Annotated in this window: 20 protein-coding genes; 4 read left to right on the forward strand and 16 right to left on the reverse strand. The window is 53.5% G+C overall.

Annotation, left to right across the window (positions count from 1 at the left end; all coding sequences use genetic code 11):
- Positions 1-152 precede the first annotated feature (152 nt).
- Genes pilB through coaE form a run of 4 tightly spaced genes read left to right on the forward strand, consistent with a single transcriptional unit; the run spans position 153 to position 4,617 of the window.
- Entirely contained in the window at positions 153-1,883 is a 1,731-nt protein-coding gene (gene pilB, locus ACMAY6_RS11695; RefSeq protein ID WP_435212049.1) for a type IV-A pilus assembly ATPase PilB, read from the forward strand.
- Positions 1,884-1,904: 21 nt separating this feature from the next.
- On the forward strand, positions 1,905-3,116 hold the full coding sequence (locus ACMAY6_RS11700) for a type II secretion system F family protein (protein ID WP_435212051.1): 1,212 nt from the start codon (positions 1,905-1,907) through the stop codon (positions 3,114-3,116).
- 6 nt (positions 3,117-3,122) lie between these two features.
- Positions 3,123-3,989, forward strand: coding sequence for a prepilin peptidase (locus ACMAY6_RS11705; RefSeq protein WP_435212052.1), 867 nt, complete (start codon positions 3,123-3,125; stop codon positions 3,987-3,989).
- Between the two features lie 13 nt (positions 3,990-4,002).
- A complete protein-coding gene (coaE, locus tag ACMAY6_RS11710; protein ID WP_435212054.1) occupies positions 4,003-4,617 on the forward strand; it encodes a dephospho-CoA kinase in 615 nt (204 codons plus the stop codon).
- Positions 4,618-4,814: 197 nt separating this feature from the next.
- Here the strand turns inward: coaE and mutT are convergent, their stop codons facing one another.
- From mutT to ACMAY6_RS11790, 16 genes are all read right to left on the reverse strand, one after another.
- Positions 4,815-5,204: an 8-oxo-dGTP diphosphatase MutT gene (gene mutT / locus ACMAY6_RS11715; protein WP_435212056.1), complete on the reverse strand. Its 390-nt coding sequence runs from the start codon at positions 5,202-5,204 to the stop codon at positions 4,815-4,817.
- A gap of 5 nt (positions 5,205-5,209) precedes the next feature.
- Positions 5,210-6,406 carry a bifunctional glutamate N-acetyltransferase/amino-acid acetyltransferase ArgJ gene (argJ, locus tag ACMAY6_RS11720; protein WP_435212057.1) on the reverse strand — a complete coding sequence of 399 codons (1,197 nt, stop codon included), beginning with the start codon at positions 6,404-6,406 and terminating at the stop codon, positions 5,210-5,212.
- Entirely contained in the window at positions 6,406-9,117 is a 2,712-nt protein-coding gene (secA, locus tag ACMAY6_RS11725) for a preprotein translocase subunit SecA (RefSeq protein WP_435212059.1), read from the reverse strand. Before secA ends, argJ begins: the two co-directional genes overlap by 1 nt.
- Before the next feature lie 76 nt (positions 9,118-9,193).
- Positions 9,194-10,126, reverse strand: coding sequence for a M23 family metallopeptidase (locus ACMAY6_RS11730; RefSeq protein ID WP_435212060.1), 933 nt, complete (start codon positions 10,124-10,126; stop codon positions 9,194-9,196).
- A gap of 102 nt (positions 10,127-10,228) precedes the next feature.
- On the reverse strand, positions 10,229-11,146 hold the full coding sequence (gene lpxC, locus ACMAY6_RS11735) for a UDP-3-O-acyl-N-acetylglucosamine deacetylase (RefSeq protein WP_435212061.1): 918 nt from the start codon (positions 11,144-11,146) through the stop codon (positions 10,229-10,231).
- Positions 11,147-11,188: 42 nt separating this feature from the next.
- Positions 11,189-12,358 (reverse strand): cell division protein FtsZ, encoded by a 1,170-nt coding sequence (gene ftsZ / locus ACMAY6_RS11740; RefSeq protein ID WP_435212062.1) that lies wholly within the window; start codon positions 12,356-12,358, stop codon positions 11,189-11,191.
- A 72-nt stretch (positions 12,359-12,430) separates the two neighbouring features.
- Entirely contained in the window at positions 12,431-13,663 is a 1,233-nt protein-coding gene (ftsA, locus tag ACMAY6_RS11745) for a cell division protein FtsA (RefSeq protein WP_435216009.1), read from the reverse strand.
- Positions 13,663-14,469, reverse strand: a complete 807-nt coding sequence (locus tag ACMAY6_RS11750) for a cell division protein FtsQ/DivIB (protein ID WP_435212064.1) — start codon at positions 14,467-14,469, stop codon at positions 13,663-13,665. Before ACMAY6_RS11750 ends, ftsA begins: the two co-directional genes overlap by 1 nt.
- Positions 14,459-15,388, reverse strand: a complete 930-nt coding sequence (locus ACMAY6_RS11755) for a D-alanine--D-alanine ligase (RefSeq protein ID WP_435212066.1) — start codon at positions 15,386-15,388, stop codon at positions 14,459-14,461. Before ACMAY6_RS11755 ends, ACMAY6_RS11750 begins: the two co-directional genes overlap by 11 nt.
- Positions 15,385-16,797 (reverse strand): UDP-N-acetylmuramate--L-alanine ligase, encoded by a 1,413-nt coding sequence (gene murC, locus ACMAY6_RS11760; protein WP_435216011.1) that lies wholly within the window; start codon positions 16,795-16,797, stop codon positions 15,385-15,387. Before murC ends, ACMAY6_RS11755 begins: the two co-directional genes overlap by 4 nt.
- A gap of 13 nt (positions 16,798-16,810) precedes the next feature.
- A complete protein-coding gene (murG, locus tag ACMAY6_RS11765; protein WP_435212068.1) occupies positions 16,811-17,917 on the reverse strand; it encodes an undecaprenyldiphospho-muramoylpentapeptide beta-N-acetylglucosaminyltransferase in 1,107 nt (368 codons plus the stop codon).
- Positions 17,914-19,053: a putative lipid II flippase FtsW gene (ftsW, locus tag ACMAY6_RS11770; RefSeq protein ID WP_435212070.1), complete on the reverse strand. Its 1,140-nt coding sequence runs from the start codon at positions 19,051-19,053 to the stop codon at positions 17,914-17,916. Before ftsW ends, murG begins: the two co-directional genes overlap by 4 nt.
- Entirely contained in the window at positions 19,050-20,411 is a 1,362-nt protein-coding gene (gene murD / locus ACMAY6_RS11775; RefSeq protein WP_435212072.1) for a UDP-N-acetylmuramoyl-L-alanine--D-glutamate ligase, read from the reverse strand. The genes ftsW and murD overlap by 4 nt, the downstream gene beginning before the upstream one ends.
- Positions 20,412-20,421: 10 nt before the next feature.
- The gene (mraY, locus tag ACMAY6_RS11780; protein WP_435212073.1) at positions 20,422-21,504 is read right to left on the reverse strand and encodes a phospho-N-acetylmuramoyl-pentapeptide-transferase; all 1,083 of its coding nucleotides are present in this window, start codon (positions 21,502-21,504) and stop codon (positions 20,422-20,424) included.
- A complete protein-coding gene (locus tag ACMAY6_RS11785; RefSeq protein ID WP_435212074.1) occupies positions 21,498-22,868 on the reverse strand; it encodes a UDP-N-acetylmuramoyl-tripeptide--D-alanyl-D-alanine ligase in 1,371 nt (456 codons plus the stop codon). Before ACMAY6_RS11785 ends, mraY begins: the two co-directional genes overlap by 7 nt.
- Entirely contained in the window at positions 22,865-24,331 is a 1,467-nt protein-coding gene (locus ACMAY6_RS11790) for a UDP-N-acetylmuramoyl-L-alanyl-D-glutamate--2,6-diaminopimelate ligase (protein WP_435212076.1), read from the reverse strand. Before ACMAY6_RS11790 ends, ACMAY6_RS11785 begins: the two co-directional genes overlap by 4 nt.
- Between the last annotated feature and the right edge of the window lie 3 nt (positions 24,332-24,334).

Consider the following 24,334-nt stretch of genomic DNA (forward strand, 5'->3'; position numbering starts at 1 on the left):
CTATCGCTCGCCGGCTCCCTGGGACAAACCTTGCTGCACTCTGCCCATATTAAATTAGTCACAAGGGTCACTTTGCTGGTGTGGAGGATGACTACTTTCACTGTATACTCAGGCCTAAACCTAACCAACACGATCGGCCAAGAGGCAATATTTTGAACGTCGACGTCACTCAAAAGCCAGCCCTACTGACCGGCTTATCAGCCCGGCTGGTGGCTGATGGTGTCATTTCGACTGAGCAAGCTCAGGCCGCTATCCGCGAGTCGAGCAAAAAAAAAGTCTCCCTCATCAACTACCTTTCACAAGCCCTCGATGTTGATAGCTACGAACTAGCCGAGCTAGCCGCTACTGAGTTTGGCGTTCCTCTGCTAGACCTGACGGCTATTGACCGCCGCGTGCTTCCGGACAAACTCGTGTCAACCGCACTCATGACTAAGCACCAAGCTGTACCTATTTATCGACGTGGGAACCGATTGTTCATAGCCTTAGCTGACCCTACAAATATTTCAGCCCTAGACGAAATAAAGTTCGCCACGGGCATCAGTACTGAAGCCGTTGTGGTTGACCAGCGAGCCCTTTCCAAACTGCTCACCGAGATTTTAGACCAGCAAGACTCTTTAAATTCTGAGATAGATCAGTTGGGGGAAAATTCCGAGTTTGATCTGGATATTGTTGATGAAAACACGAGCGAGATAGATGATGCTGATACCAGTGCCGTCGACGATACGCCTATCGTTCGCTTCGTGAATAGAGTTCTCCTGGATGCCATTAAGCAAGGCGCTTCTGATATCCACTTTGAACCTTATGAGCAAAACTACCGCGTTAGGTTTCGAACAGATGGGATTCTTCGTGAAATCGTCAAGCCACCCAGAACACTGGCACCGCGACTAGCAGCTAGAATCAAAGTTATGTCTCAAATGGATATTTCCGAGCGACGCATTCCTCAGGATGGTCGCATACAAATGAAGCTTTCCAAAAACCGGTCTATCGACTTCCGGGTTAATACGCTGCCTACCATGTTTGGCGAGAAAATCGTCATGCGTATTCTCGACCCTGCATCGGCCCAAATGGGAATTGATGCCTTGGGTTATGACGATGATCAAAAGCAATTATTCCTAGAAGCCTTGGCTAAACCACAAGGCATGATCCTGGTAACCGGACCCACGGGATCCGGTAAAACGGTATCGCTCTACACAGGTTTAGGTATTTTGAACACCGATGAGCGCAATATTTCAACGGCCGAAGATCCGGTTGAAATCAACATGGAAGGTGTTAACCAGGTTTTAGTCAATAATAAGGTTGGATTGGATTTCGCCGAGGCCCTTCGCTCATTCCTGCGCCAAGACCCAGACATTATTATGGTGGGGGAAATTCGTGACATAGAGACCGCTGAAATCGCCATAAAAGCAGCCCAAACGGGCCACCTCGTTTTGTCTACCCTGCACACAAACAGTGCTGCAGAAACCATCACCCGTATGATGAACATGGGTGTACCGGCCTATAACATTGCCTCTTCGGTCTCGCTCATAATAGCCCAGCGCCTTGCTCGTCGTTTGTGTACACAATGCAGCATCCCAGAAACAGAAGTCCCCCACGACGCACTGATGGAGCTGGGCTTTAGTGATGAAATGCTCGAAGACGCCACCATCAAACGCGCCGTTGGCTGCGAGCTTTGCAAAGACGGGTATCGAGGTCGCGTCGGTATCTACGAGGTCGTGAAGGTGACTAAAAGCCTAGCCAACCTGATTATGGATGGCGACAACTCGCTCGATCTGGATAGACAAGCTCGCCTCGAAGGTTTTGCCGACCTTCGTCTTTCGGCACTCCGAAAAGCCGCACAAGGGCTAATTAGTCTGGAAGAAGTTAATCGCGTCACGACGGACTAACAGCTGGAGACTCAGAACGGTATGGCGACGAACTCAACTTTTGTATGGAGCGGGCTCAACAAAAATGGGCAGAAAGGGCGTGGAGAGATTCTCGCTACCAGCCAAGCTCTGGCCAAGGCGCAGCTGCGCAAGCAGGGGATAACCGCCAAGTCCGTAAAGAAAAAGTCAAAGCCACTTTTCTCCAATTTGGGCAAAGCTATAAAGGCCGCGGACATTTCAATATTTGCACGCCAAATGGCCACAATGATGAAGGCGGGTGTACCCCTGGTGCAAAGCTTTGAGATTGTGCAGGAAGGTCTCGAAAATCCGGCAATGAATAAAATGGTGGGACAAATTAAGAGTGAGGTTTCCGCCGGAGGGGGGCTCGCAACGGCATTAGCAAAACATCCCAAATATTTTGATGACCTCTTTTGCAGCCTTGTCGCCTCCGGGGAGAACTCGGGCACTCTCGAGGTTATGTTAGACCGCGTTGCCACCTATAAAGAGAAGACCGAGGCTCTTAAAGCGAAAATCCGCAAAGCCATGACCTACCCTATCGCTGTTATAACAGTCGCTATTGTGGTCACGGGGATACTTCTAGTAAAGGTTGTACCAACATTTGCTCAGACGTTTAAAGGCTTTGGCGCCGACCTACCTGGCTTTACATTGTTTGTGCTAGCCCTCTCAGAGTTCATGCAACAGTGGTGGTTATTTTTTGCAGGCACCATCGTGCTGGGGATTTGGGGCGCTTCCCAAGGTTTAAAGCGTTCGCCCAGCTTCCATGCCCGCGTCGCTTCACTGACCTTAAAATTACCAGTAGTCGGCATTATTGTTCATGACGCCGTTGTCGCACGTTTCAGTCGCACGCTTTCAACGACTTTTGCAGCAGGAGTCCCTTTGGTGGAAGCTCTAGACTCAACAGCAGGCGCTGCCGGCAATGCGGTTTATGCCCGAGGCATCCGGCAGATAAGAGACGATGTTACCTCGGGAACGTCTTTGTACCAGGCAACGCGCAGCACAGGTTTATTTCCAGCCATGCTGTTGCAGATGACCGCTATTGGCGAGGAGTCTGGGGCGCTTGATGAAATGTTGAGCAAAGTGGCCGATCAATACGAGGCGCAAGTCGATAATGCCGTCGACAGTCTCAGCTCTCTCGTGGAGCCTATTATCATGTCCGTTTTGGGCGTTTTGGTGGGCGGGCTTATGATCGCTATGTACCTACCTATCTTCATGCTGGGCTCGGTAATAGGTTAACCGGCGTTGGATAATCTCAGCAGCGCAATGCAGGTACCGTGGTTTTTGTTAACCGCCACCACACTTCTGGGTTTGATCGTAGGTAGCTTTCTCAATGTCGTGATTTTTCGACTTCCGAAGATGATGGAGCAAGCTTGGCAGCGCGACTGCTGTGAATTGCTAGAACAAACGCCGGCTGACACAGCTCCGCTTTCTCTAAGCTCCCCAAACTCGCAGTGCAGAGACTGCGGAATAGCTATAAAACCTTGGCACAATATTCCAGTTTTAAGTTATGTATTTTTGCGAGGCTGCTGCGCGGGGTGCGGTGCCTCTATCTCCAGCCGCTACCCCATCATAGAGCTCTGTACGGCCCTACTATCTTTTGCCGCAGCCATGGTATTTGGGCCGACCCTGCAACTGGCAGGTGCGTTGTTACTCATATGGTCGTTGGTCGTCTTAACCGGCATTGACATAGACACGCAGCTTCTACCCGACAGCATTACCTTACCGCTGCTTTGGTTGGGGCTGCTACTTAATATAAATTCAGCGTTTACCTCGCTAAACGATGCTGTTGTTGGTGCTGCGGCGGGCTACCTAACGCTGTGGAGTGTGTATTGGATTTTCAAACTCACTACAGGTAAAGATGGCATGGGCTTCGGTGACTTTAAATTGTTAGCCGCATTGGGTGCCTGGTTTGGCTGGCAAACAATACCCCTCATCATTATTTTGTCGTCCTTTGTCGGGGCCTTTATTGGCATTTTACTTATTTTGTTAAAAAAACAGGGGCGCGAAGTCCCCATGCCCTTTGGCCCCTATCTGGCGGGAGCCGGTTTGATAACCCTATTTTTTGGCGATCGATTAACAGCCGCCTACTTCAGTTTTATTGGTCTATGAACAGCGACAGCTTATGAATTTTGTAGTCGGTATTACAGGTGGCATTGGCAGCGGAAAGTCGGCGGTCACGGCACGCTTAGAAACTCTCGGAGTTGATGTCGTTGACGCAGATTTAGCGGCACGTGTCGTAGTCGAGCCCGGCCAACCAGCCCTTGCTGCCATTGCTGAGCGCTTTGGAAAAAATATTTTGCAGCAAAACGGCAGTTTAGATCGTGCCGCACTGCGCAAGATTGTTTTTGAAGATCCAGAAGCTCGCAGGTGGTTAGAGGGTATAACCCATCCCGCAATACGACAAGAGATCGAAGACCAGTTGCAAAGCGCGACATCCCCATACGTAGTACTCAGCTCCCCACTACTCCTCGAAGCAAAACAGCACAGTTTTGTGAACCATGTTGTAGTGGTCGATGTCACCGAAGAGCTGCAAATAGACCGCACGATGGCGCGTGATAGCAACAGTGCCGAACTCATTCAAAATATCATGGCGGCCCAACTGCCAAGAACTGAACGAGTCAGTCGGGCAGATGAAGTCATTGACAACACCAGCAATCTTAACGATTTAAACACTCAAACTGATGCGCTCCATCAGCGCATGTTGAAGCTGGCAAAGGCTCACGGTGAAACGCGATAACAATCAGTCGCCTTAAGACACCTAGCGCTTAGCAGACACAGGGCTTTTTACCGCACCATAATTTAGACTCTTGCGCGCCACCGTTGAGTCTATCCAGAGCAGTCACGGCACCTATGGTTAGTTCGCCTCTTGCTGCCCACCAGCCAGCAACAGGAGAAAACATCTTCGCGCACCCAGGTGGTTGGTGGTGGTTGAAATTAAGTCGACCGCAGCTTTTCAACGATAGCCACATTTGCTGCGGGAAAATCAAAGTCCCCAAGTGCAGCGGGCAAAGTCCAAGCTAATGGTTGCCCTTCCATCCCCTGCGCTTCCCCTTGCCATGCGATCACTCGATGCACATCAAGAAAGACTTCGCGATCGCCATAATCATGTCGAATCTCAAGGAGTGGCTCAGTGGCTTTTACCGTCACACCCAGCTCCTCTTTCAACTCCCGCGCCAAAGCGCACTCAAGGGTCTCTCCCGGCTCGAGTTTGCCTCCCGGGAACTCCCACAACCCTCCTTGGTGGAGCTCAGCCGGCCGGCGGGCGATGAGAATACGCCCCTTAGCGTCGGTCAACACACCCACCGCAACATGCAGTTCACTCACAGGATTCAGGTCCTGTATTCCGCGTTAATACGCACGTATTCATAAGAGAAGTCTGTCGTCCATACACGGCTGCTGGTAGCGCCACGGTTAAGATCAACCCGTATGGCGAGCTCAGACGAGGCCATAGCGGCTTGGCCCTTGGCCTCAGTGTAATCTGGAGCCCTTGCACCATTTACAGCAATCAGCACGTCGTTTAGGTAGAGGGACACGTCTTCGACACAAAGATTTTTCAGGCCCGCTCTGCCAATGGCCGCAAGCAAACGCCCCCAATTGGGATCACTGGCAAACAATGCAGTTTTCACAAGCGGAGAATGCGCAATGGTAAAGGCCACAGCATCACATTCATCGGCATCGATGCCACCATCCACTTTTACTTCGACAAACTTTGTCGCGCCCTCTCCGTCGCGAATAATTGCTTGTGCGAGCTCTAAGCATAGGCTCTCAAGGGCCTCCGTAAATAGCGTAAGAGCCTCCGCACCTGCGGTTTCAACGGCGATACCCGAGCATCCCGTTGCCACCAACATGGCAGCATCGTTCGTGGAGGTATCACCATCGACGGTAATACGATTAAAGCTTGCCGACACTGCCTGCCTGAATAAACCATCAAGGCCTGCAGGCGATACTTCGGCATCCGTGGCAATAAATGCCAGCATAGTGGCCATGTCGGGGCGAATCATGCCGGCACCCTTCGCCATACCCGTCAACGTCACGTCCGCGCCCGAAATCGAGACCACGCGTGATGCCACTTTGGCTCGGGTATCAGTGGTTAGTATTGCCTCAGCAGCACGCTGCCAGTGGCCCTCGTTAAGGCTCTCGCAAGCACTAGGAAGCGCATCATTGATTAGCTGAGGGGACAAAGGCTCGCCAATGACGCCAGTGGAAAAAGGCAAAACCTCAGCAGCCTGACAGCCTCGCAGTTCAGCCACAGCCCCACAGGTGTTCTTTGCGGTCTCATAGCCCGGCACACCTGTGCCCGCGTTGGCGTTACCGGTGTTTATAAGCCAGTAACATGCTCTGCCACTCGTCACCTGAAGGTGTTCCTGAGCAATTTGTACGGGCGCTGCCCGAAACGCGTTTTGCGTAAAAAGGCCCACACTGGTGCTGCCCGAGGCGAGCTCTATAAGTACCAGATCATCGCAACCAGCCTGCTTGATACCTGCCTGCGCAACGCCGAGGCGAACACCGGGAACAGGTCGCGTCATCAGCTTAGTGCTCCATGACACTGCTTATACTTTTTCCCGCTACCACAGGGACAGGGATCATTACGCCCAACTTTAGGCGCTTCTCTGACGACAGTTTGTGGCTTAGCCTGCGGGGAGGTATCTCCGGCTGCTGCATCGTTGGATACCGATGAGGCTTGAGCGTGCTCAAAAGCCACCTGCTGGCGGGCTGCCTCCTCCCGACGACGGCGTTCAATTTCTGCGGCCTCATCGGGACGCTGCACCTGCACCTGACTTAAAAAGCGCACGACTTCATGCTTTAAGCGGTCGAGTAATGATTCAAATAACGCAAAAGACTCACGCTTATATTCTTGCTTTGGGTTTTTATTGGCATAAGCCCGTAAATGAATGCCCTGGCGAAGCTGATCCATCGTGGCAAGGTGTTCTTTCCACAGCGTATCAAGAACCTGAAGCATAATTTGCTTCTCAAGCTGGCGCATACCCTCGCCAACCACACTGGCTTTCGTATCGTAGGCCGCCTGAACTTCCTCAACAATTCTGTCGCGCAGCGACTCCTCGTGGAGCCCTTTATTTTCTTCCAACCAGGCCTGCAATGGCAACGTAACCGCAAACTCCGCCTCAAGCTGTCGCTCAAGACCGGGAATATCCCACTGCTCCTCCACGCTCATAGGAGGAATAAAACTGTCAACAGATCCATTGACCACATCCGCTCGAATCTGGGTAATCGTTTCAGTCACCTCTTCTTCGCCCAGCAGCGAATCTCGTTGCCGATAAATAATTCGGCGCTGGTCGTTGGCGACATCATCGTATTCGAGAAGCTGCTTTCGAATGTCGAAATTGCGGCCTTCAACCTTGCGTTGAGCCTTTTCGATCGCGTTGGTCACCATGCGGTGCTCAATGGCTTCTCCGTTTTCCATGCCCAGTGCCTGCATGAAACTTTTGACACGGTCCGAAGCAAAAATACGCATCAAATTGTCGTCCAGCGACAAATAAAAGCGTGAGACTCCAGCATCACCCTGTCGCCCAGAACGTCCTCGAAGCTGATTATCGATTCTTCGCGATTCGTGGCGTTCAGTGCCCAAAATATGTAAGCCGCCAGCCTCAAGCACCGCGTCGTGGCGCGCTAACCAAGCTTCACGTAGCGTCTCTTCAGCCTCAGCATCAAGCTCTCCCGCGGCTTCAAGCTCCGATTCAAGGTTGCCCCCTAAAACGATGTCAGTACCCCGCCCAGCCATATTGGTCGCAATTGTTACGACGCCAGGACGTCCCGCTTGGGCAATAATTTCTGCCTCCTGTGCGTGATATTTAGCATTCAGCACTTTGTGCTCAATGTCTCCCTGTTTGAAACGCGCGGAAAGCTCTTCCGACGTCTCAACCGAAGCGGTGCCCACCAGCACCGGGGCGCCATTTTCGATGCAAGACTTAACGTCTTCCACAATAGCGTCAAACTTCTCTTCCCGCGTCATATAGACCAGGTCGTTCATATCATTACGAAGCATGGGTTTATTCGTGGGTATAACAATAACCTCGAGTCCATAAATCTGGCGGAACTCGAAGGCCTCGGTGTCTGCAGTGCCTGTCATACCCGCAAGTTTGTCGTAGAGGCGAAAGTAATTCTGGAAGGTGGTCGAGGCTAAGGTTTGACTTTCATTTTGGATATCGACACCTTCCTTCGCCTCGATTGCCTGATGCAGGCCCTCAGAGAGCCGCCGTCCCGCCATCGTTCGACCGGTGTGCTCATCGATCAGGACCACCTGACCCTCTTGAACAATGTATTCAACATCTCGCTGATACAGCACGTGGGCACGCAACCCAGAGTGCACGTGGTGCAGGAGGCCGAGGTTAGTGGCGGCATACAGGCTATCGTCGTCCTCTAACAACCCTTGCGCAATCAGCAGGCCTTCAATTTTCTCATGGCCTGCTTCGGTGAGTTCAATTTGGCGCTGCTTTTCATCGACCGTGAAATCACCCTCATCCACCTCTGTCGCAGCCACCAGCTGGGGAATCAGCTTGTTAATCCGTCGATACATTTCCGAGGAGTCTTCAGCTGCCCCCGAAATAATCAAAGGCGTCCTCGCCTCGTCAATCAAGATGGAGTCAACTTCGTCGACAATGGCAAAAGCCAAATTTGCCTGAGCTTTATCTGCCAAACTAAACGCCATGTTGTCTCGAAGATAATCAAAACCGAATTCATTGTTCGTGCCGTAAACGATGTCGCAGGCATAGGCGTCACGTTTCTCAGCGGGTCCTGCTCCAGATCTGATCACCCCTACCGTCATACCCAAAAATTCATACAGTGGCGCCATCCATGCAGCGTCTCGGCTCGCCAGATAATCATTTACCGTGACCAGGTGCACCGCGTTTCCGGCCAACGCGTTTAAATAAGCGGGCAAGGTTGCCACTAACGTCTTACCTTCCCCCGTACGCATTTCCGCGATTTTGCCCTCGTGAAGAACAATGCCACCAATTAATTGCACGTCGAAGTGCCGCATACCCAAGGCTCGACGCCCAGCCTCACGTACGGTGGCAAAAGCTTCGGGAAGCAGCTGATCAAGGGAGGACCCAGCCGTCAGCCGGCTGCGAAACTCCTCAGTCTTAGCCAACAGCGCTGAATCTTCTAGCGCCTCATACGCCTCCTCGAGTGCGTTGATGCGACCAATCATTTTCCGAATGCGTTTAAGCTCCCGATCATTTCGGGAGCCAAAGAGTTTTTTTAGCGTGTTAGCAATCATTTTTAAGTCTTCAGGAATTGATAAGGGGAATCGACTCGAGAGAGAGTCAGCTTAAACCAGCAGGAAATGCCTAGGCTTAACGCAAGGTGCGACGCACGTAGCTAGACGGATCAACCGCCCTACCGTGCTTAAAGATCTCAAAGTGGACATGGGGCCCGGTTGATCGCCCAGAATTTCCCATAAGAGCGATAACGTCACCTTGACGCACGAGGTCGCCGACCTCAACGTGATTTTCCCGGTTGTGGCCATAACGTGTTACCAGCCCGTCACCGTGGGATATTTCGACGAGCGTGCCGTAACCGGTGCGCTCACCACTCCAGCTCACCACCCCGCTTGCAACGGCAATGATTTTATCGCCTTCCGAGCCCGCGAAATCAATACCCTGATGCCAAGCGCGCTTTCCCGTGAAAGGGTCAGTGCGGCTACCGTAACGAGAAGACAGCCAGCCCGCTAGAACAGGACGGCCGGCGGGGATCGCCTCGGTTTGCGCCTCAGCATCAAAAAGGAGTCCAGCCAATATCTCAAGTTGAACCTCCCGATCGCTCAGTGTCGCTGACATTAAATCGAAAGATCCCTCGAGAGGGCCCGGCAACACACCTTGCGGTTCTGCTTGCACTGGTAGTAGCGGTCCGCCTAGAGCTGGCTCAACGGTGAAATTAAACTCCCCTCCATCTAAACCGGCTAAGGCTGTAAGGTGGGTTCCCAAGGCGTCTAGCCTCGTGATTCTCACCTGCAGCTCCGCCAATCTGCGGGTCATTGCCTCGAGCTTCCGGCGGGCATCAGCAGACAACTGTGCCAGTTCGCCAGCCCTGCGACTCGCGGTCATTTCTGCTTCAGAAAGTCTAGCCTCATGAGCACTTGATGTGCCCTGGCGCTGCCCCAGCTCATAGCCCATTGCCATCAACCCAAGAGGTAGGCCAATACAGATGACAGACAAGGCCGCCCACGACCAACGACCAAGCTCCAGCGTTCGCGATGCGGCGGTCTTTTGGACGAAGATCAGTTTCAAATCAGGGGCTCAAAGTAAAGGGGTCGCTACTATGCCACGCAGCGCCGCTGCGGGAAAGCCAGCAAATTGGGTCAATACAGCACAAATGCCTTCGACAAAAACCTAGGCAGTGACTAAAGCCGGGGCAGGACCATAGGATATTGGCGCTTTTTCAGCGTCCTCAAAGGTCACCATCTCCCAGGCATCTTCCTGTGCCAATAGTTCTCGCAGCACGGCATTATTGAGCGCATGCCCGGATTTGTGCGCGCGAAACTCTCCAATCAAGCTGTGCCCGAGAAGATACAGGTCGCCAATAGCATCGAGCACCTTATGTTTGACAAACTCATCTTCGTAACGCAGCCCGTCTTGGTTCAAAATACGAAACTCGTCAACGACGATAGCGTTATCAACGCTGCCTCCGCGGGCCAATCCTTGGGCTCGCAGGTATTCAATCTCGTGCATAAATCCGAAGGTTCGCGCCCTACTGACTTCCCTCACGAAGGACGTAGTGGAGAAGTCAATCTCTGCAAATGCTGAACGGTCATTGAAAACCGGATGGTCAAAATCTATTGAGAATGCCACTTTGAACCCGTCAAAGGGCACAAGGCTCGCCTGTTTGTCACCATCTCGCACGGTGACGGGACGCTTGATTCGGATAAACTTCTTGGCTGCCGCCTGCTCCTCAATACCCGCTGATTGAAGCAAAAACACGAATGGGCCCGCGCTTCCGTCCATAATGGGAACCTCTGGAGCAGTGACATCGACAAACGCGTTGTCGATGCCCAAACCCGCCATAGCTGACAGCAGGTGTTCAACGGTAGAAACTCGAGCATCACCCAGCCCTAGACTGGTAGAGAGCGTTGTGTCACCGACATTTTTAGCGCAGGCGGGGATTACCTGCGCCGGGGAGAGGTCGGTTCTCCGAAATACAATACCGTTGTCGATAGGTGCGGGGCTAAGCGTCAAAAAGACCTTCTCACCCGTGTGTAAACCCACACCCGTCGCCTTGATTGGATTTCGCAACGTTCTCTGTCTAATCATGGTCGCACCCTCTGCGTTAACTGGGCGGACCACCCATAGGGCCTAGTCCGCCTGACGACGCAGAAATGCTGGAATATCGAAATACTCCTCTGCACCGCTCTCTGCAGGCGCTACCGCCTGCTGTGCCCCCCCCGACTGCGCAACACGTGCTCGCTTGCCGGGTGGCAGATCATATGTCTCGCCATAATTTGGCGAAGTGACACCCATTGTCTCTACGGGCTTTCGGTCTACAACTGCTAATGGCGCTCGTGCTTCGGCACCACCCAAACCCGTTGCTACCACTGTCACCTTTAAGGTATCGGCTAGATCCGGGTCTATCACCGTACCTACCACTACCGTTGCATCTTCCGACGCATATTCTTCGATCGTGTCGCCAACTTCGGCAAACTCACCTAACGACAGATCCATTCCAGCTGTGATATTGACCAACACACCCTTGGCACCACTCACATCAATATCGTCAAGCAACGGGCTGTTGATGGCCCGCTCTGCGGCCTCACGCGCCCGGTTTTCTCCCGACGCAGACCCGGTGCCCATCATTGCAGCACCCATCTCGGACATCACTGTGCGGACATCGGCAAAATCCACATTTATCATGCCTGGGCGGATAATCAGCTCAGCGATACCCTGCACAGCCCCCAAAAGTACATCATTGGCCTCTCTGAAGGCATCCAAGAGACTGGTATTTTTGCCCAACACTTCCAGCAATTTTTCGTTGGGTATCGTGATTAGACTGTCACAGTGCTGCTCAAGTTCCCCAAGTCCTGATTCGGCAATCTTGAGTCGTGATTTACCCTCGAATGAGAACGGGCGCGTTACCACGGCAACCGTCAAAATGCCCATTTCTCGGGCTACTTCAGCCACAATCGGCGCTCCACCTGTACCGGTACCTCCGCCCATACCTGCTGTCACGAACACCATGTCTGCGCCGTGAAGTGCGTCGGCTATTCGATCACGATCCTCCATCGCAGCGGCCCGCCCAATATCCGGGTTCGCTCCGGCTCCTAGACCTTTGGTAATACCGGTCCCCAATTGCAGAACGGTTTTGGCGGCAATATCGGATAAAGCCTGAGCATCCGTATTGGCGCAGATAAAATCCACACCATCTACATTATTTTCGATCATGTGCCGGACGGCATTACCACCACCGCCACCAACACCAACCACTTTGATGACCGCGCTTTGCGGTGCGTTATCGACTAATTCAAACATGGCATTTTCCCCTTTTTTTTACAAAGCCCGGTGTTCCCCGGACACTCCCCTTGTCAGGCATTCCAAAAACTCTCAGAAGTGCCTTCCAAACCAGTCACGTACTCGTGAAATCAAACCGCTGGCAAATTGACCGCCAGCCGCCAAGCCCGAGGACTCATCGTCTCGAGCGCCGTAAATCAGCAGACCAACTGCTGTGGCATAAATTGGATTTTTAATAATGTCGTTGAGACCTTTCGCGTGCTGGGGTGCCCCCAGTCGCACAGGCATGTGAAAAATCTCTTCCGCCAGCTCTACCGCCCCTTCCATTTTTGAGGTTCCACCGGTCAACAAAACTCCCGCCGGTATCAATTCTTCAAAGCCCGAGCGACGAATTTCGGCCAAAATGAGCGTGAACAGTTCGTCATATCGCGGCTCAACCACCTCCGCTAGGGACTGACGCGATAAGTCACGAGGTGGACGATCACCTACGCTAGGCACTTTGATCGTCTCCTCCGCGCCCGCCAATTGCGCCAGTGCGCAGGCGTACCGAATCTTGATCTCTTCGGCATGCTGAGTGGGGGTTCGCAGAGCCATCGCAATGTCGCTGGTGACCTGATCACCCGCTATGGGAATAACACCGGTATGACGAATCGCGCCATCGGTGAAAATGGCGATGTCAGAAGTTCCGCCGCCTATATCAACGAGGCAGACCCCCAAATCACGCTCATCGGCGGTGACGACCGAAAAGCTAGAAGCCAGCTGCTCCAAGATGATGCCGTCCACTTCAAGCCCGCAGCGGTGAATGCACTTCTCAATATTTTGAGCCGCATTCACGGCGCAGGTAACAAGGTGAACCTTGGCCTCCAGTCGAACGCCAGACATCCCCAAGGGCTCTTTAATACCGCCCTGATTGTCTATGACGTACTCCTGCGGCAACACATGCAGCACCTTTTGGTCGGCAGGAATTGCCACCGCTTGAGCCGCATCAAGAACACGCTCCACATCAGCCGGGACAACCTCGCCCTCGCGTATCGCGACAATCCCGTGAGAGTTCATGGAACGGATATGACTTCCAGCAATCCCCACATAAACCGAGTGAATCTGGCAGCCCGCCATGAGCTCCGCCTCCTCAACGGCCCGTTGAATGGCATTGACGGTCGACTCGATATCTACCACCACACCCTTTTTCATACCCCTAGATGGGTGTGAACCGATGCCCACAACCTCAATAGTGCCCTCGCCATCAACTTCCCCAACGACGGCGACAACTTTTGAGGTTCCAATATCCAACCCAACGATCATGCGTTTTTCAGGTGTATTAACCATCATGGTGTCTCCTGCCAGTTGGCCGCCGGAACATCTCCCAAGGCCCATTGCGATGTCGGCAGTAAAGCCACTGCGGCACCGTGTTCGTAGCGCATATCTACCCGCATAACAGGCTGCTTTGTGAGCCGCTCCCGCCATAGCGTGACAAACCGTCCAATGCGCTCTCGATGATTATCTGCACCTAGCTGCAGCAATACGCCGTTATGAAGCTCGGCGCCGACTTGCCCTAAGGGGTCCTCATGCAAGGCCACAACCTGCAACCCAGTCGGCTCTAACAAGGCTTCAAGGCTCTGGTAGCGCCGAGTCATGTTGCGCTCAGAGCCCGCAGGCCCCTCAAGGCGAGCAAGTTGTGACCAGCGATCGGCAAAAGCACCGGAGAAATATTCGCCCTCGTGGTTGAGGAAACCATCCAAACCCCAGCGCGCAATAGGTCGCTGCTCTTCAATTTCAATGACGACGGTATTCGGCCAACGTCTGCGCACCGCGGCTCGGTAGACCCAAGGCATGCGCTCCAACTGCTCTCGAACATCATCTAGGTCAAGGGTTAAGAAACTTGCCTGAAGGGTGGGCGCAAGTTGAGCCTCCAATTCGGTCACCGCAACGTGCTCAACGGCACCTTCCAAAACTAGCTGCTCGACCCGTAAATTTATGAGGTGCGATCCCATGACAAAAGTGCCAAATAGCGCAGCTAAACAACCGCAGGCCACAGCTACTTTTAATAACAATCGCCGCACACGCTGCTGCCAAGTCACAGTGTCTACAACCGTCTTATTACGGACAGCTTGTCGTACTTGTTTACGAGGCATGGCGCACCTCCAAACTAAGTCGATAGATCTCAGCCACAAAATCGATCAGCGTCATTGAGGCTGCTTGAGCTGCCATCGGAACCAAGCTGTGACTAGTCATCCCAGGAATAGTGTTGACCTCCAACAACTGCCAGCTGCCGGAGACATCTTGCATAATATCGACTCGGCCCCACACGGCGGCGTCGACCGCCGAGAAAGCTGTCAGGGCAAGTGCCCCCAGCTCAGCTTCCTCACCGGCGGACAACCCCGATGGACAGTAAAAGCCCGTGGCCTCAGAGAGATACTTGGCGTCAAAGTCGTAAAATTCAGATGCCGGCTCAATACGTATCGCCGGAAGTGCTTGATCGCCCAATATCGTCACGGTGTATTCAGCGCCTGCTACAAATTGCTCAGCAATAATTGCGCCTCCATAAGCCCTTGCCCGCTCCCAAGCAGCCTTTAGCTGCTCAGGGGTACTCGCCTTGCTCATGCCAATAGAAGACCCTTCGAGGGCCGGCTTTACAAAGAACGTGCCTCCTTTGTTTATCAGCCCAGACCAATCTGTATCCGCCGTGAGCAAGCTAAATTCAGGGGTAGGCAGTCCCCTGCCAAGCCACAGTTCTTTCGTGCGAACCTTGTCCATGGTGAGCGCAGAGCCCAGCACACCAGAGCCGCTATAAGGCAATTTCATTGACTCAAACAGCCCCTGAACTACGCCATCTTCTCCGCCGGGACCGTGCAGTAAATTGAACACAAAATCGATATCAGTCAGTTGCTGGATCCAGTGCTCCACCGCGGGGTCGATACGAGTCACTGAGCAATCGGCCGCCTCAAGGGCCAAAGCGACATTTTCACCACTTTGCAATGAAATTTCCCGCTCAGCAGCGGTGCCGCCCATAAGAACAGCGAATCGAGGCCCTGACAGCAACGCCGAAGTCATAACAACACCTCAAGACAGTCGGCCTCAGCCACTCGCCTAGCGAGTTGACCAATATTCCCTGCCCCCTGCGTCAGCAAAAGATCGTCCTGCTCTAACACATCGCACAAAACTGCTGGCACGCTGTCAACATCAGGCGCAAATATCGGATCAACGGCTCCCCGCTGGCGAATACTGCGTGCCAAAGAGCGGGCGTCGGCACCAGGAATGTGATCCTCACCCGCAGAATAGACATCAAGCAAAATCAACAAATCACAGTCCGACAACACGGCGACAAAATCTTCGTAGAAATCACGGGTTCTCGAAAATCGATGCGGCTGAAAAACCATAACTATGCGTTGCTCAGGAAATGCCGCCCGGGCTGCATTGAGCGTGGCACGCACCTCGGAGGGATGATGACCATAGTCATCAATCATTTGCGCAACGCCCCCATTCCACACCACCTCACCAAGGGGGCTGAACCGACGGCCCACACCAGCAAACTGTGAAAGACCATTTTCGATAGCGTCATCGGACAACCCGAGCTCGGTAGCAACGGCAGCTGCGGCCGCAGCGTTCAACGCGTTGTGTTCTCCGGGCATGTTGAGATTGATACTGAGTGGGGATCGACCCCGCGGCCTGTTAAGCAAAAAGTGTGTTTGCAAGCCACTGACTGCGACGGACGACACACAATAATCAGCCTCGCTATGCCGACCATAGGTGACTACCCGCCGAGTAATCTGCGGCAGCAGCCTTTGCACACCGGGATCATCTAGGCAGAGAATGGCCAAGCCATAGAAAGGCAAGTTGTGTAAAAAATCGAGAAATGCCTGCTCGTAGTTACCAATATCACCCCCATAGTGATCCATATGATCGGCTTCGACGTTCGTCACGACGCTGACCATGGGCAGCAGGTGCAAAAAGGATGCATCACTTTCATCAGCTTCGACAATCAGGTATTGGCCGGCACCCAAGCGCGCATTACTTCCTGCGTTATTTAGCAAACCTCCAATGACAAACGTCGGGTCTTCTCCCGCCTCACCAAATACCGATGCCAACAGGCTGGTCGTCGTTGTTTTCCCATGCGTCCCGGCCACGGCTATCCCCCGACGGTAACGCATGAGTTCGGCCAGCATTTCAGCACGGGGGACGACTGGGATTCTTGCGGCGCGGGCTGCAGTCAATTCGGGGGTATCAACAGGCACAGCACTTGACGTTACTAAAACATCTGCGCCTTCGATATTTTTGGCGTCATGCCCGATATGCACCTCGATACCCATTTTTCGAAGACGAGCTACTACCGAGCTGTCTTCAACATCGGAACCCGAGACTTGGTAACCCAGCTGGGCTAACACCTCGGCGATGCCACTCATGCCAGAGCCACCAACACCCAGCATAAAAACGTGCTGAATACCGCCCATTTGCTGGGTCATTGCTTTGGAGGTGTCAATGGGCAAGAGAGACCTCCTTTATGATGTCAGCGACTGCCACCGCAGCGTTTGGCGTTGCGAGTCCGCTCGCGTTTTCTCTCATCGTTTTTAGGCGCTGAGGTGTTGCCATTAATTCCCGCAGCAACGCGCTGAGATTTGACGCCAAACTAGCATCCTGACGGAGCAGACACCCCGCCCCAGAGTCGCTGAGAATCTTCGCATTTTGGGTCTGATGATCATCAATGGCATAAGGCAGGGGCACTAAAATACTGGCTGTACCGGTCGCCATAAGTTCACTGACCGTTAACGCGCCTGATCGACAAACCACCAAATCGGCCCACCGGTAAGCGGCGGCCATATCGTCGATAAAAGCGGTGACGTCGATTGATCCGTTGATACCCAACCCGTACTGCTTCTGCGTCGCCTCAACGTGCTGATCACCGCACTGATGTCGAATTTGTAACTGCGCCAAATCCACCTCAGTGAGTTTGGCTAGCGCATCAGGCACTCCAGCATTCAGTGGGGCACTGCCTAAACTTCCGCCAATAACAAGGAGTCGAAGGGGGCGTTCAGCGCAAAACCTATTGGGAATGTCGTCTTTCAAGTCGTGCTGTGCTGATATATCGGAGCGCACTGGATTACCGATCAAGCGGTACTCGGCACCGATTCCAAAAGCGCCTGGGAGCCCCAATAAAACGCGTTTTGCCAAGGGCGCAAGCCAGCGATTGGTCGTACCGGCTACCGCATTTTGCTCGTGGAGGACTAATGGGCGGCGTAAAAGGAAAGCCGCCACGCCGGCGGGGCCAGAAGCATAGCCTCCAAAACCTAGAACAGCCTGCGGCTTTATTTTGAGCACCAAACTTAAGGACTGAATTAAGGAAGCTAACAAACGTAAGACCGATCTGACTCGGAATAACACGCCTTTTCCTCTTAGACCCTGTACCGGCAACGTGTGTAAAGTGAAACCGTGAGCAGGAACCACTCGATTCTCTAACCCTCTTGTGGTTCCTACCCAATCAACCAACCACCCGCGAGCCTCTAAGACCTGTGCCACTGCCAATGCCGGAAAGACATGCCCACCCGTGCCACCAGCCATAATCAATATACGCGGAGCACAGGTCATATCTGTCCCTCCTCGTAAGCACGTGAGCTACGCTCAACACGCAACACCACCGCCAACATGATGCAACTCATCATCAAACTTGAGCCACCATAGCTAATGAAAGGCAGCGTCAATCCTTTAGTGGGTAATAGACCAGAGCTAACACCCATGTTGACGAAAGCTTGCCCGGAGAAAATAAGCGCTACGCCGTAACAAATGTAAGCTGGGAACAGATCGCCTTCGCGCTCCACCCGACGCCCCACCCAAAGTATTCTTCCAATAAGAGCGCCGTACAGGCCAATGACCAATAGAGCCCCAAAAAAGCCTGTTTCTTCAGCCCAGATGGAAAAAACAAAATCGGTATGGGCCTCTGGTAGGTAAAACAATTTTTGTATGCTATTGCCCAGCCCAACGCCCCACCACTCACCCCGGCCATAGGCGATCAAAGATTGAATAAGCTGAAAACCTGAACCAAAAGGATCCTGCCAAGGGTCCGTATAGGCAGTTAATCGCTGCAAACGATAGGGGGCACTCACAATCATCACTACCAGCGCCGCAATGGCAGCGCCGACCAGTAAAAATACGTAAGACAGGCGAGCGCCCGCCAAGAACAACATCCCAAACACAGTGCCCGCGCAAATAACGGTAGCCCCGAAATCTGGCTCCATCAGCAGGAGCAACCCCGTGATACCCAAAATAGCAACCGGCTTAGCGAGTCCTTGCCAATGCTGCTGCACCGCCTCTGCATGCCGCACCAAAAAACTGGACATGTAAATAACCAAGGCGAATTTCGCAACCTCAGAGGGCTGTAGGGTAAGAGGGCCCAGTGGCAGCCACCGCTGACTGCCGTTGACATTGCGACCCACTCCGGGCACTAAAACAAGCATTAGCAGAGCGAGGGCAAGCAACAGCCAGAGCCCAGAGGTTTTTTGCCACACCTCAACAGGGACACGATAAGCAACGCCACCCAAGCAGACGGCTAGCGCCAAGTAAACTGAATGCCTGATGGTATGATGCCAAGGATCATTGAAATGCCACTCTCCATAACCCACCGACGCTGAGGCTATCGCCACCAAGCCCACCAAAACCAGTGCGCCGCTGATGCCCGACAAGACCGGATCCAATCGGCTATCAAACTGTGCAGATAGGCTCGTCATGATGCCTGCTCCACGCAATTCATCACCGCCCTGCGAAAAGATTCACCTCGCGCCTCAAATCCAGAGAATAGGTCAAAGCTCGCGCAGGCCGGCGACAGCAATACCACGTCACCCGGCTGCGCTATCGCTGCTGCCTTGGCAACAGCATCTTCCATTGACTCAATGCGCTGCACCGGAGTGTGCGCCCCCAAAGCCAACTCTATTTCTCGCGCTGATTCACCAAGCGTCAAAACCCGCCGGCAATAATTCTGAACCTCTGGCAACAACGCAGTGAAATCCTGCCCCTTGCCGACGCCCCCTGCAATGAGTACCACATTCTGTTGCCCACCTAACCCAGATAGCGCTGCACGGGCTGCGCCAACGTTGGTTCCCTTACTGTCATTAATCCAACTGACACCTGCGTGCTCAAGGATCAATTCACAGCGATGCGGCAGCCCTGAAAACTGCTTTAAACCCTTAATGAGTCCATCTAGAGGCAACTCAAGAGCAGCACCTAACGCCAAAGCGGCCAACACATTATTGAGATTGTGGCCGCCCTTAAGCTGCAGGTCAGTAACTGGCAGCAATGGCGTGAAGCCCCGACAAACATGCACTGAACCGTCCAAGGATCGGATTCCAAACTCTTCAAGATCGGGTTCGCTTGGCCGCCAAAGAATCTGACGCGCCCCATCTTCCAAAAGTGGCAATGTCAATGAATCCGCTCTGTTGGCAACCACAGCACGGGCGCCCTGGAAAATTTTATGTTTTGCGTGATGGTACCGAGGCAGACTGCCATGACGGTCGAGGTGGTCAGCCGACAAGTTGAGCACGGTCGCCACTGCAAGATTTAACGACTTGGCACGCTCGAGCTGAAAACTCGAAAGCTCCAACACATAAAAATCCGCAGCTTGATCCAGCAAATCAAGGGCGGGAGTCCCAAAATTTCCGCCGACAGCTACCTGCCGACCACAGGCACTTATCATTGTGGCTAGCAGTGCCGTCACCGTGGATTTGCCGTTAGATCCGGTAATCCCAATGACGGGAACTGTGCTCGCCTCGACAAATAAATCGATATCGCCCATGACGCGAACACCATTTTCCAGTGCGTATTGCACCAAGGGGTGCTCCAATGGGATACCGGGGGAAACAATCAGTTCGGTAATACCGTCTAATACGGAGCGATCGATATCCCCGAAATGCAGCGGCGTATCGGCACCAACTGCCTGCCTGACGGACAGAGAATCAGCCATTTCAGACCGAGTATCCAAGGCCATAAAGGGGCTGCCCTGACGACGCCACCAACGCGCCACCGATTGGCCCGTTACGCCCAGGCCCATAACGGCTCGACGCTCCTCTGATGCAATAAGACGCGCTGTCATTGGCAGGCCCTCATCGCAGCTTCAGGGTCGCTAGACCAAATAAAACGAGCATCACCGTAATAATCCAGAAGCGGACGATTACACGGGGTTCTGGCCATCCCTTGAGCTCAAAATGATGGTGGATGGGAGCCATACGAAACACCCGCTTCCCCCTGATTTTGAAGGAGGCCACCTGAATAATGACTGAGAGGGTCTCCATGACGAAAATGCCCCCCATTATGAAAAGAACAATCTCATGTCGAATAATAACGGCGACCACACCCAGTGCCGCGCCCAACGCAAGCGCGCCCACATCACCCATAAAAACCATGGCCGGGTAGGTGTTGAACCATAAAAATCCGAGTCCCGCGCCTGCGATGGCACCGCAGAAAATCACCATCTCACCAGCCCCCGGCAGATAAGCGATATTCAAATACCCGGCAAAGAAAGTATGTCCCGAGAGATAGGCAATGGTTCCCAGTCCGGTTGCCACCATGACCGTCGGTAAAATCGCCAGACCATCGAGACCATCAGTGAGGTTCACAGCGTTGCTCGAGCCCACAATGACCAGATAAGAAAAAGGGATAAACAGCAAACCCAAAGGCAATGCCACGTCCTTAAAAAACGGCACATAAAGCATCGTTTCCTCAGGGTTTATGGCTGTGCCATAAAGGAATATTGCAGCGACAAACCCAACAGCTGACTGCCAAAAGTATTTCCAACGAGCCGGCAGTCCTCGAGAGTCTTTCTCGACCACTTTTCGATAATCATCAACCCAGCCGATAGCGCCAAAGGCCAAAGTTGTCAGCACGGCCACCCAGAGATAGCGACTGTGGAGATCCCCCCACATGAGGCTTCCCGAGACAATCGCCACGATGATCAACGCCCCTCCCATGGTGGGCGTACCCGATTTGATGAGGTGACTTTCGGGGCCATCATCACGAACAGACTGACCAATCTGCATGTCTTCGAGTCGAGCGATCATTAAGGGCCCAACCCAAAGCGAAATCAATAAGGCCGTCGCAGCGGATAAAATGCCGCGCAAAGTAATGTATTGAAAGACAGCAAAGCCGGCGTCAATCGCGATTAACTCACCCATCAACCAAGTCAGCATATGCTCTCACCCTCCGCTAACCATTGATTGATCAAGACCTCAAGCTGAGCTCCACGGGATGCCTTGACCAAGGTCACGTTGGCCCCTGTAAGCTTCGGCGAAAATTTGAGGAGTGCACTGGGATCAGTAAAACAACGAGCTGCACAACCAAACGCCGCTGCGGCGGGTACCGCCTCACTTCCGACGACCCACAGCTCGTCAATGCCGGCTTGTTTTGCATAACTGCCTATCTCGGCGTGTAACTTCTCTGCGTCTAAACCCAACTCCAGCATTGCCCCTAAAACCAAACGGCGGTGTCCCGGCTCCGATGCGAGGACGTCGATTGCCGCTTTAACAGCCAAAGGGTTGGCGTTATACGTGTCATCGATAAGCGACACATTGGTGGATATAGCTTTGCTGCAACCCCGACCTGGCGCAGGGCGCACGGCACCTAGGCCTTCGCAGATTGTGACGGCACTGATGCCCAAAGCATCGGCCACCGCTGCTGCAGCTAACGCGTTGTAGACGCCCTGTCTGCCCGGCACGTTCACGGTGACCTCGAAAGACTGCCCAGGTGTTTGCAGCGCGAAAGTCGAGCCAGAAAAACCTTGAAGCACTAGATCATAAGCCCGGTAATCGGCATCACGCCCTAATCCGAACGTTAAACATCGCGCAGGCACAGCCCGCTTCTGCCAATCGAGCACATGAGGATCATCACCATTAACAACTGCTAGGCCATCCTCGGGTAAGTCATCAAGCAACGCCGCTTTCGTATTCGAAATAGCGCTCAAGCTGCCAAAATGTGCGAGGTGTGCAGGAGCGACATTAAGCAAAACCGCGACCGTAGGACGAGCCATTTCACAAAGCCGCGCAATATCGCCGGGCTTCCCAGCACCCAGCTCAAGAACCGCATATTCTGTGTCTGCGCTCAAGTCAGCCAGCGTCAGCGGAACGCCGAGCTCATTATTTTGATTGCCCTTCGTCGCAACGACCCTACCAGCTCGAGAAAAAATCTCAGCCAGCATATTTTTTGCAGTTGTTTTACCGGCGCTGCCGGTGATTCCCACCAAAATTCCGTCATAGGCCGCTCGACTCATTGTGCCAAAAGTCAGTAGCGCTGCCTCCGCATCGCGAACAAGCACTTGCGGTAAATCACTGCCCACCGCTTGCTGCACGAGCGCAGCGCCAGCCCCTCGCTCAAAGGCCGCTGTCACGTAGTCGTGCCCATCGACCTGGCTACCCGGTAGCGCCACAAATAAGTCCCCGGGTTTAACCTCCCGACTGTCAATGGCTAAACCAGAAACTTCCAATGAGTGATCGACAGCATGGTGCAGTTCTCCACCGCACTCTGTGGCGAAGTCAGCGACTGACAGCGGCGCAATCACAGTCGCACCCCCTCTCCGCTCTGCAGCGCGGATAACACCTGCTGGTCCGAGAAGGGCAATCGAACCCCGGCGATATCCTGATATTCCTCGTGGCCCTTACCAGCGACTAAGACAGTATCTCCCGACTTAGCCATGGCCAGTGCGTGACGAATAGCTTCCGCACGGTCGACCACCACCTCTGCCTGCGAGCCACACCCAGTCATAACGTCCGAAATAATCTTCCCGGGCTCCTCGCTACGAGGGTTATCCGACGTAACAACAATATGGTCCGCCCATCGAGCCGCAGATCTACCCATCAGCGATCGCTTGCCGGGGTCGCGATCACCGCCGCAACCGAACACCACCCAAAGTCGACCCTTTGTCTCATCGCGCAAAGTCTGCAACGCACTCTCAAGGGCATCGGGGGTATGCGCATAATCGACAACCGCCAGGCGATTGCCCGACATTAAGATGCGCTCCATTCGTCCAGGAACGGGGAGCAAATTTTCGGCTGCAGAGCACACTTGCTGAAACTCGAAGCCCATCCCCGCTACGGCTACAATAGCGGCGACGACATTGAATGCATTAAAACGGCCACTGAGCTCAACTTTTATCTCAGCAGCGCCCCAAGGACTTTTAACCCTAAGCACCATAGGGCGCATCGATTGAACAGCGACCTGCACTTCAGCCTCCGCACCCTCAAGACTAATACCCATTGCCGATGCTTCCGCTACTGCCAGCACCTGTCTTGCAACAGGATCATCCGCATTAAAGATGGATCGCTGAAGACCAAACCTCTCAAACAATGACAGCTTAGCCGCGGCGTACTCTGCCTCAGTCGCATGGTAGTCAAGGTGGTCCCGGGTAAGGTTCGTGAAAACCCCAGTGTGCAACGACAACGACGCTAACCGCCCCTGATGCAACGCATGGGAAGACGCTTCTAGGGCGACGTGCTTCACCCCCTGAGTGCGCCATTCCGCCAGCTGATGATTGATGGTGAGTACGTCTGGCGTGGTGTTGATGGCCTCTAGGGGAGTCGCGTCCAACCGAGCGCCCAAGGTCCCCAAACAGCCAGCCTTCACGCCCATTGATCTCAATAGTTGACCAACAAACTCGACAACTGAGGTCTTCCCATTGGTTCCAGTAACAGCAACCAGCGCCATCGTTGCACTGGGATCCCCATAAAAGTCTTTGGCCAGATCGGGCAACAGATCTCTGAGGTTGGCGATCCTCACAATGCGGCTATCGGTATTTTCGCCCCCTTGAGCTGCAAAACCATCGGCCTCGGCCAAGACCAAAGCCGCACCTTGCGCTAGGGCTTGGTCCATGTAGTCCCGACCATCCTGCCGATCCCCAGGGAGGGCTACAAAAACATCACCATCTTTCACAGTGCGACTGTTAAGCGTCATATGCCCGCCGCTATCTGGCCAGACAATATTGGGCACCGCCGCAAAAATACGATCCAACGTTTGCTGGTGGCTCACCAA

The organism is Luminiphilus sp. nBUS_16, assembly GCF_051201645.1.
Taxonomy (GTDB): Bacteria; Pseudomonadota; Gammaproteobacteria; order Pseudomonadales; family Halieaceae; genus Luminiphilus.